This window comes from Vibrio sp. V03_P4A6T147, from assembly GCF_002241085.1.
In the GTDB taxonomy this organism is placed as follows: Bacteria; Pseudomonadota; Gammaproteobacteria; order Enterobacterales; family Vibrionaceae; genus Vibrio; species Vibrio anguillarum.
The window spans coordinates 1-7,977 of the sequence record NZ_NDIO01000259.1; the positions used below are offsets into that span (position 1 = coordinate 1).

Here is a 7,977-nt window from a genome sequence, read left to right on the forward strand (position 1 = left end):
GCTTAGGAAAATGAACAAAGCCAATACCACTGTAGCTTCAAGTGAAAAGGGGATCACCAAACCAACGGGTTTTTGACATGGATTTAATTCTTTCCTTACTGCAACAGATGTGTGTTTACCTCGTTCTCGCTTATATGTTGAGCAAAACACCCATTTTCTTGCCGCTGCTTAACATTTCCAGTCGAATTAGCCACAAAATCAGTACCTATGTTTTGTTTTCCCTCTTTTGCATCATGGGCACCTATTTTGGTTTGCAGATCAACGATGCGATTGCCAATACGCGGGCGATAGGTGCCGTCATGGGTGGGTTATTTGGTGGCCCTATTGTGGGGTTTGCGGTTGGATTTACTGGCGGTATGCATCGCTACACTTTAGGCGGTTTTACCGATGTGGCATGCGCCATTTCAACCACTGCAGAAGGGTTGATTGGTGGATTGCTGCACACCTATTTACTGAGAAAGGGCAAAGGGCGACTCCTGTTTAGCCCCAGTATTGTTTTTGCCGTAACACTGTTTGCTGAAATAGTGCAAATGTTGGTAATTTTGTTAGTCGCTAAACCGTTTGTTGATGCATACGCCTTAGTCTCGACCATCGCCGCGCCCATGATCATCGCTAACTCAGTCGGCGCGGCGCTATTCATGAGCATTTTACAAGACAGAAAAACCATTTTTGAAGAGTATTCCGCCACCTTTTCTCGTCGCGCACTGAATATTGCTGAGCGTTCAGTTGGCATTTTGGCCAACGGTTTTAATCCACACAATGCAGGTAAAGTCGCTCGAATTGTTTACGAAATGACCAATGTTGGCGCGGTATCCATCACCGATAGAGAAAAAATACTCGCGTTTATCGGTATCGGTGATGACCACCACAAACCCAATACGCCCATCTCTTCACAAAGTACACTCGATGCGATCACCAAAAACCGCATTATTTACCTCGACGGAAAAGATTCCCCTTATCAATGCTCACTCTCTAAAAACTGCAAACTCGGTTCAGCGTTGATTATTCCACTTCGAGCAGGTGATCGCGTAATTGGAACCATAAAGCTGTACGAGCCGAAGCGTAAACTTTTTTCAACCATTAACATGTCAATGGCGGAAGGGATTGCACAATTACTGTCGAGCCAAATTCTGTACGGCGAATACCAACAAAAGCAGATACTGCTTTCCCGTGCCGAGATCAAACTGCTGCATGCTCAAGTCAACCCTCACTTTCTGTTTAATGCGCTCAATACCATTAGTGCCATCACCCGCCGTGATCCCGACAAAGCGCGAGAACTTATCCAGCATCTTTCGCACTTCTTTCGTAGTAACCTCAAACAAAATATTGAGACAGTGACTCTTAAAGAAGAATTAGCACATGTCAAAGCCTACTTAACCATAGAACAAGCGCGTTTTGCCGATCGCCTTGAAGTGGATATCGCCATCGATGAGGCATTACTGCTTGAGCGCAATGTACCCAGTTTTACTCTACAGCCACTGGTAGAAAATGCGATAAAGCACGGCACCTCTAACTTGTTAGAAGGCGGGCGGGTACGAATCTACAGCCAAGTGCAAACGGAAGGATACAAAATTGTAGTGGAAGATAATGCGGGCAGTTACCAAGCTCCGAATGAAGATTACGATGGTTTAGGCATGCAAATTGTCAATAAACGCTTAACTAATAAATTTGGCGAACAAGCCGCACTAAAAACGGAAGTATTGGCTAATCAATACACACGAATGAGCTTTCTCATTCCTCATCAAGGATTTAACTAAGGGAATAACATGCTATCGGCACTGGTTATTGATGACGAACTGCTCGCTCGGGAAGAACTGACTGAGCTACTAGAAGAGACGGGCGATGTTGATGTGATTGGTCACGCCAGTAATGCGATCGAAGGGTTAAAAAAAATCAATCAGCTAAAGCCAGACGTGGTGTTTCTCGACATCCAAATGCCACAAGTTACTGGCATTGAGCTGCTAGGGATGCTTGACCCAGATACGATGCCCAATGTGGTGTTTGTCACCGCTTATGATCAGTATGCGCTGCAAGCGTTTGAGGAAAATGCGTTTGATTATCTACTCAAGCCAGTTGACCCTGAGCGCTTAAAGAAAACGCTGCAACGTTTAGTTCGCCAAGGGCACAAAAAGCAGGATTTTTCGATTTTATCACCAGCAGGGTTAGATCAAGTTCCCTGCATTGGATTAAATAGAATTGTGATCATTGCCACCAAAGATGTCGAGTTTGCTTTGAGCGACATCAGTGGTGTTCATGTGCAAACCCATTTACAACGAGCCACCAGCCAATTAACGCTCAAAATTTTGGAAGAAAGAACGCCACTGGTTCGTTGTCACCGCCAGTATTTAATCAATACTAGGGCGATTAAAGAGATCAAATTATTGGACAATGGGCTGGCGGAAATCATCACCCTGAGTGATCACAAAGTGCCCGTCAGCCGACGTTATCTAAAAAATTTAAAAGAAGTTCTGGGTTTTCACTAACCGCAACGAATAGAAAATAACGGCGCTGAAGCTTTCACGCACAGCGCCATTTTTTTACTCACCAAGCAGTCGTTTCATCGATTCTGAAGCTTGCTTCCACTGTTCAGTACTTTGCAGTTGAGGAAGATTAAAAGCACGATGTTTGAGTAGAGACTCAGCCGCTGGCACATCCAAAATCGGCAAATTATCCAACACTTCAATTTGAGCTGCGCGTTGATTGCACACTAAAATCATGTCACATCCAGCGGCTAGTGATTGATGCGCGCGCTCGGCAGGACCGCCCATGACAGATGCCCCTTCCATTGTTAAATCATCAGAAAAGACTAGCCCTTTGAACCCTAACTGCTGGCGAAGTACTTGCTTCAACCAAAACGCAGAACCGCTGGCAGGTTGATCATCATAGTGAGGATAAATCACATGTGCAGGCATCATGGCATCGAGCACTCCAGCTTCAATCTGCGCTTTGAATATCGCCATGTCCTCTTCCATCACCGTGCTGCGCTCATCATAGGGCGTCTCAAGATGCGAGTCAGCGATTACCCCGCCGTGACCGGGAAAGTGTTTACCTGTTGTTGCCATGCCAGCCTCTTTCATGCCTTGCATATAGGCTGAACTGTGGCGAATGATGCTCTGTACATCATCGCCAAAAGCACGATTACCAATCGCTTTACACGCATGACCTTTATCCAATACAGGAGCAAAGCTGAGATCAATATCATGAGCAATCAACTCCGCCGCCATCAGCCAGCCACCTTGGCGAGCTAATGCTTCACCATTATTCTGATTGGCATACTGCTGCGCGGCGGGGATCAGCGAAAACCCATCACGAAAACGCTGTACTCGCCCACCTTCTTGATCGACACCAATTAAAATCGGACGTTTTGCTGCATGGCGAATCGCTTTATTAAGCGCAAGCAACTGCGCGTTATCGTGATAATTACGCGCAAAAAGAATGACCCCGCCGACAGTGGGATGCTCAAGAATCTCTTTGTCTTCAGCGCTCAATTCACAGCCTGCCACATCTAGCCACAACGGTCCCATGCTCACTCCAAAAATTTACTTAAACAGTTAATTTAACGAGGTTATTCGCTTTGAATTTCTATTACAATGATTTTGTTTTCGAGTTGAAGGAGAAGCGAATGAAGAGCATTGAACGCTACATTGGTGTGATGTCTGGCACCAGCATGGATGGTGTCGATACAGCGCTGGTCGAAATGGATGGCAACCAAATTCGTTTATTGGCTCACGCTGATTTCCCAATGCCAGAAGATCTCAAACAGCGTTTGCTGAATGTCTGTATTGGGCAATCAACCAATGTGCAAGAGATTGGCGAGTTAGACCACTTGCTCGGCCATCTGTTTGCTGATGCAGTCATCGCTTTACTGGCTCAATCAGGCTATCAAGCGTGCGATATTCGCGCGATTGGCTGCCATGGCCAAACGGTTTTTCATCAACCCAACGGCAATACGCCTTTTACGATGCAACTCGGTGATGCCAATATCATCAGCAGCAAAACTGGCATCGACACGGTGGCTGATTTTCGGCGCAAAGATATGGCGCTCGGCGGCCAAGGAGCTCCATTAGTCCCTGCATTTCACGACACCATTTTCAAATCAACCGATTCGAGCGTTGTAGTACTCAATATTGGCGGCATCGCTAATATTTCGGTACTGCGGCCGCAGCAAAAAGTATTAGGCTACGATACGGGCCCGGGCAATATGTTGATGGATGCGTGGTGCTTTGAACAGACAGGCCATAAGTTTGATGATAATGGCATGTGGGCGAGATCGGGAAAGGTACACCAACCACTACTCGAACGTCTCAATCAAGAACCGTACCTTGCGTTGAATGCACCGAAAAGTACGGGTCGCGAGCTGTTTAATCTCCCTTGGCTTCAGCAGATATTGGCTGAGTTTTCGTTAGCAGCAGAAGATGTGCAACGTACACTCTGTGAATACACAGCACTCACCATCGCCACGCAAGTCGCACACTACCAATGTGGGCCAGCGCCGGAATTGCTGCTGTGTGGGGGCGGTGCCCGTAACCCGCTATTGGTTGAACGTTTGCAGGCCCATTTAGCACACTGGCGCATCATGCCCACCAGCGATAAAGGGGTGGATAGTGACTACATGGAAGCGATGGCTTTTGCTTGGCTTGCTCAACGTCGTCTGCATAATTTACCCAGCAATCTACCAGAAGTAACCGGAGCAAGCGCTCTCGCTTCGTTGGGTGTGGTCTATTTTACTCATTAATAAGTAAGGAATGGTATGACTAATGACGCGCTGCTCTCTGCGCTTTCTCACCTTATTTCCGAAGGTCGCAACCCTGACACAATGGATATTGACCTACTATCAGCACAAGAAATTGTAGAACGGCTCAATCAACAAGATAAACACGTTCCGCTGGCCGTCGAACAAGTCCTTCCGGAGATCGCCTTAGCCGTGGATCGAATTACCTATGCCTTCAAACATGGTGGTCGATTAATCTATATCGGTGCAGGAACCAGTGGCCGATTAGGCGTTCTTGATGCGTCTGAGTGCCCTCCAACATTTGGGGTTAACGATCAGATGGTGATTGGTTTGATTGCCGGCGGGAAAGAGGCCATGTTCAGTGCTAAAGAAGGGGCGGAAGATTGCGCAGAACTCGGCATTCAAGATCTCAAAAGTATTCATTTTACGGATCAAGATGTGGTTGTTGGCATTGCCGCTAGTGGGCGCACACCTTATGTCATCGGTGCCTTGGAGTATGCTAATGATTTGGGCGCGACAACCATTGCCCTGTCATGTAACCCGGATTCCCCGATTGCAGAATTGGCGCAAATAGCCATTAGCCCTGTCGTTGGGCCAGAAGCTCTGACCGGTTCAACGCGCTTAAAATCCGGTACAGCGCAGAAGCTGGTACTCAACATGCTCACCACCGCTAGCATGATCCGTCTTGGTAAGAGTTACCAAAATTTAATGGTAGATGTTAAGGCCACTAACCGAAAGCTCATCGCCAGAGCAGTGCGAATTGTGATGCAAGCAACCGACTGTGAACGCGCTGAGGCTGAATACTTATTAGCCCAAAGCAACAACAATGTAAAAGTAGCGATATTGATGCACTTGACGGGGTTAAGTTATGCAGAAGCTATGGATAAATTGACTGAGTCTGATGGTTTTCTTCGCCGGGCAATGGAAAGCGAATAAGAGAGCCGCTAGCGGCTCTCAATCAAAAAATCAGTTAGAAAACTCATTCCAACCCCGCTGCCATTCCATGCGAAAGCGCTGTGCTTGCTCGGTTCCTTCGCACGCACCTTCATAATATAGTCCTGACAATCCAATTTGATAGGCGAAATTGGGGTTACAATACTCGCTTAGCCCTTTAACGTATCCCGCTTCGTAATCGGCTTGTTGCACCGAACCGAGCTCAGAAAGCTTTTTATAGCTGCGCTGAGTATGACCTGTGACTCCATCTTGATAACCAATTTGTTGCCAATCTCCATTTTGTGCTAATTCAGCATCAGAGGCCGCACACCCAACCATCAATATAGCAGCGCACAATACACTTAATTTTTTCATTGTTGTCCTTAAGTTCTTATTTTCATTCAATTAGCCTAGCAGATTGCTTGTAAGATGCCACTCATTGCCTCCCAGCAGCAAAGCATTATTGATCCAGATGATGAGACGAGCCCTAAACCACTTATTGTGTGAAATAGCCACTTAACTGGCTATAGTGCCGCTCACTGGAAAAGCAGATGTTTCTCGTCACAGAGCCCTTTATTATCCACAGTGAGCTTAATTCATTCATAAAGGACAATTGCTATGATGTGGTTTCTTACCTGTGTCGCAGCCCTACTGGCCGGATACTTTATCTACGGCGCTTTTGTAGAAAAAGTATTTGGTATTAACGAGAACCGTAAAACACCGGCCCACACCATGAGTGATGGCGTGGACTATGTTCCTATGTCGACCAAAAAAGTCTACTTGGTACAATTGCTTAATATTGCTGGCGTAGGCCCAATTTTCGGCCCAATCATGGGTGCACTCTATGGTCCTGCAGCAATGTTGTGGATTGTCGTCGGCTGTATTTTTGCAGGTGCGGTGCATGACTACTTTTCAGGCATGTTGTCGGTACGCAATGGCGGCGCTTCAGTGCCTACCATTACTGGCCGTTACCTAGGCAATGGCGCCAAACATTTTATGAACATTTTTGCCATTGTACTGCTACTGCTTGTAGGGGTTGTTTTCGTTTCAGCGCCTGCAGGGATGATCACCAATCTGATTAACGAGCAAACGAGTCTAACGGTGAGCATGACCTCAATGGTGGTGATTATTTTCGCTTACTACATTCTCGCCACCATCGTTCCTGTCGATAAAATCATCGGCCGTTTCTACCCACTGTTCGGCGCATTGTTGATCTTTATGTCGGTTGGCTTAATGACCGCGATTGCACTTTCCAGTGAACACACTGTGATGGGCGGTTTTGAAATGAGCGACATGTTCAGCAACATGAACCCGAACGACCTACCACTTTGGCCAGCGCTCTTTATCACGATTGCTTGCGGTGCTATCTCTGGTTTCCATGCAACTCAATCGCCATTGATGGCTCGCTGTATGGAAAATGAAAAAAATGGCCGCTTCGTGTTTTACGGTGCCATGATTGGTGAAGGCATTATCGCACTTATCTGGTGTGCGATTGCACTCTCTTTCTTTGGCTCATTGGAAGGTTTATCAGAAGCAGTGAAAAACGGCGGCCCGGGTAACGTTGTGTACAGCGCATCCTTTGGCTTATTGGGCGTATTTGGCGGCATCATCGCCTTCTTGGGTGTGGTTATCCTACCCATCACCTCAGGCGACACTGCATTTCGCTCTAGTCGTTTGATCTTAGCTGAATATTTCAATATGGAACAAAAAACGCTGCGTAATCGCTTGTTCATGGCACTGCCGCTGTTTGTTTTGGGTGCCATTCTCACTCAAGTGGATTTCGGTATTATTTGGCGCTACTTCGGTTTTGCCAACCAAACCACAGCAGTAATGATGCTTTGGACCGCTTCCGCCTATTTACTACGCCATAACAAACTGCATTGGATTGCGACTATCCCCGCGATGTTTATGACCACGGTTTGTGCCACCTTCATTCTTAATAACAGTGCATTAGGCTTTGGCTTACCGATGCAAGCATCAACCATTGCCGGTATTTTGTTCTCACTGTCCGTAACCATATATGTAATTAGAATCTCCAAAGGTAAAGGCGACATCGAACTTACCGATGAAGAAAAACCGAAAGCAGTCACAGAAACTGCATAGTGTGAATGGCGCTTCGCTTGGGTTATAGAAAAGGGCTTCCATTTGGAAGCCCTTCTTCTTTTATTGGTACGTCTAATTCAAATACTTTTTATTGATTAGTCGATTTGCTTGATTTGCAGCTCTTTGGGCACTTCAAAAAACATGTTCTCTTCTCGTCCAAGCACTTCTTCAACCGATTGAGCACCAAGCTCTTTAATTCGATCTAGGAT

7 protein-coding genes and 1 pseudogene are annotated in these 7,977 nt (G+C 46.4%); 5 read left to right on the plus strand and 3 right to left on the minus strand.

Going from position 1 to position 7,977, the window contains the following annotated elements:
- The first annotated feature begins 77 nt into the window (after positions 1-77).
- Together B9J84_RS10335 and btsR are read left to right on the plus strand one after the other, a co-directional pair.
- Positions 78-1,757 carry a sensor histidine kinase gene (locus B9J84_RS10335; protein ID WP_094124070.1) on the plus strand — a complete coding sequence of 560 codons (1,680 nt, stop codon included), beginning with the start codon at positions 78-80 and terminating at the stop codon, positions 1,755-1,757.
- A 9-nt stretch (positions 1,758-1,766) separates the two neighbouring features.
- Positions 1,767-2,483: a two-component system response regulator BtsR gene (gene btsR, locus B9J84_RS10340; protein WP_017046291.1), complete on the plus strand. Its 717-nt coding sequence runs from the start codon at positions 1,767-1,769 to the stop codon at positions 2,481-2,483.
- Positions 2,484-2,537: 54 nt separating this feature from the next.
- Here btsR and nagZ read toward each other — a convergent pair whose 3' ends face one another.
- Positions 2,538-3,524, minus strand: coding sequence for a beta-N-acetylhexosaminidase (gene nagZ / locus B9J84_RS10345; protein ID WP_094124071.1), 987 nt, complete (start codon positions 3,522-3,524; stop codon positions 2,538-2,540).
- A gap of 98 nt (positions 3,525-3,622) precedes the next feature.
- On the opposite strand from nagZ, the gene B9J84_RS10350 reads away from it, so the two are divergent.
- Entirely contained in the window at positions 3,623-4,735 is a 1,113-nt protein-coding gene (locus B9J84_RS10350; RefSeq protein ID WP_026028077.1) for an anhydro-N-acetylmuramic acid kinase, read from the plus strand.
- A 15-nt stretch (positions 4,736-4,750) separates the two neighbouring features.
- Positions 4,751-5,668 carry an N-acetylmuramic acid 6-phosphate etherase gene (gene murQ, locus B9J84_RS10355; protein ID WP_094124072.1) on the plus strand — a complete coding sequence of 306 codons (918 nt, stop codon included), beginning with the start codon at positions 4,751-4,753 and terminating at the stop codon, positions 5,666-5,668.
- 30 nt (positions 5,669-5,698) lie between these two features.
- Here the strand turns inward: murQ and B9J84_RS10360 are convergent, their stop codons facing one another.
- Positions 5,699-6,040, minus strand: a complete 342-nt coding sequence (locus B9J84_RS10360) for a DUF2799 domain-containing protein (protein WP_026027448.1) — start codon at positions 6,038-6,040, stop codon at positions 5,699-5,701.
- 243 nt (positions 6,041-6,283) lie between these two features.
- On the opposite strand from B9J84_RS10360, the gene B9J84_RS10365 reads away from it, so the two are divergent.
- The gene (locus B9J84_RS10365; RefSeq protein WP_017043277.1) at positions 6,284-7,768 is read left to right on the plus strand and encodes a carbon starvation protein A; all 1,485 of its coding nucleotides are present in this window, start codon (positions 6,284-6,286) and stop codon (positions 7,766-7,768) included.
- Between the two features lie 95 nt (positions 7,769-7,863).
- Here the strand turns inward: B9J84_RS10365 and ispH are convergent.
- A pseudogene (gene ispH / locus B9J84_RS16145) lies at positions 7,864-7,977 on the minus strand (4-hydroxy-3-methylbut-2-enyl diphosphate reductase); the annotation flags it as partial.

Coding starts and splice junctions, on each gene's coding strand:
- B9J84_RS10335 (WP_094124070.1), top strand. CDS start 78: ATGGATTTAATTCTTTCCTTACTGCAACAGATGTGTGTTTACCTCGTT.
- btsR (WP_017046291.1), top strand. CDS start 1,767: ATGCTATCGGCACTGGTTATTGATGACGAACTGCTCGCTCGGGAAGAA.
- nagZ (WP_094124071.1), bottom strand. CDS start 3,524: ATGGGACCGTTGTGGCTAGATGTGGCAGGCTGTGAATTGAGCGCTGAA.
- B9J84_RS10350 (WP_026028077.1), top strand. CDS start 3,623: ATGAAGAGCATTGAACGCTACATTGGTGTGATGTCTGGCACCAGCATG.
- murQ (WP_094124072.1), top strand. CDS start 4,751: ATGACTAATGACGCGCTGCTCTCTGCGCTTTCTCACCTTATTTCCGAA.
- B9J84_RS10360 (WP_026027448.1), bottom strand. CDS start 6,040: ATGAAAAAATTAAGTGTATTGTGCGCTGCTATATTGATGGTTGGGTGT.
- B9J84_RS10365 (WP_017043277.1), top strand. CDS start 6,284: ATGATGTGGTTTCTTACCTGTGTCGCAGCCCTACTGGCCGGATACTTT.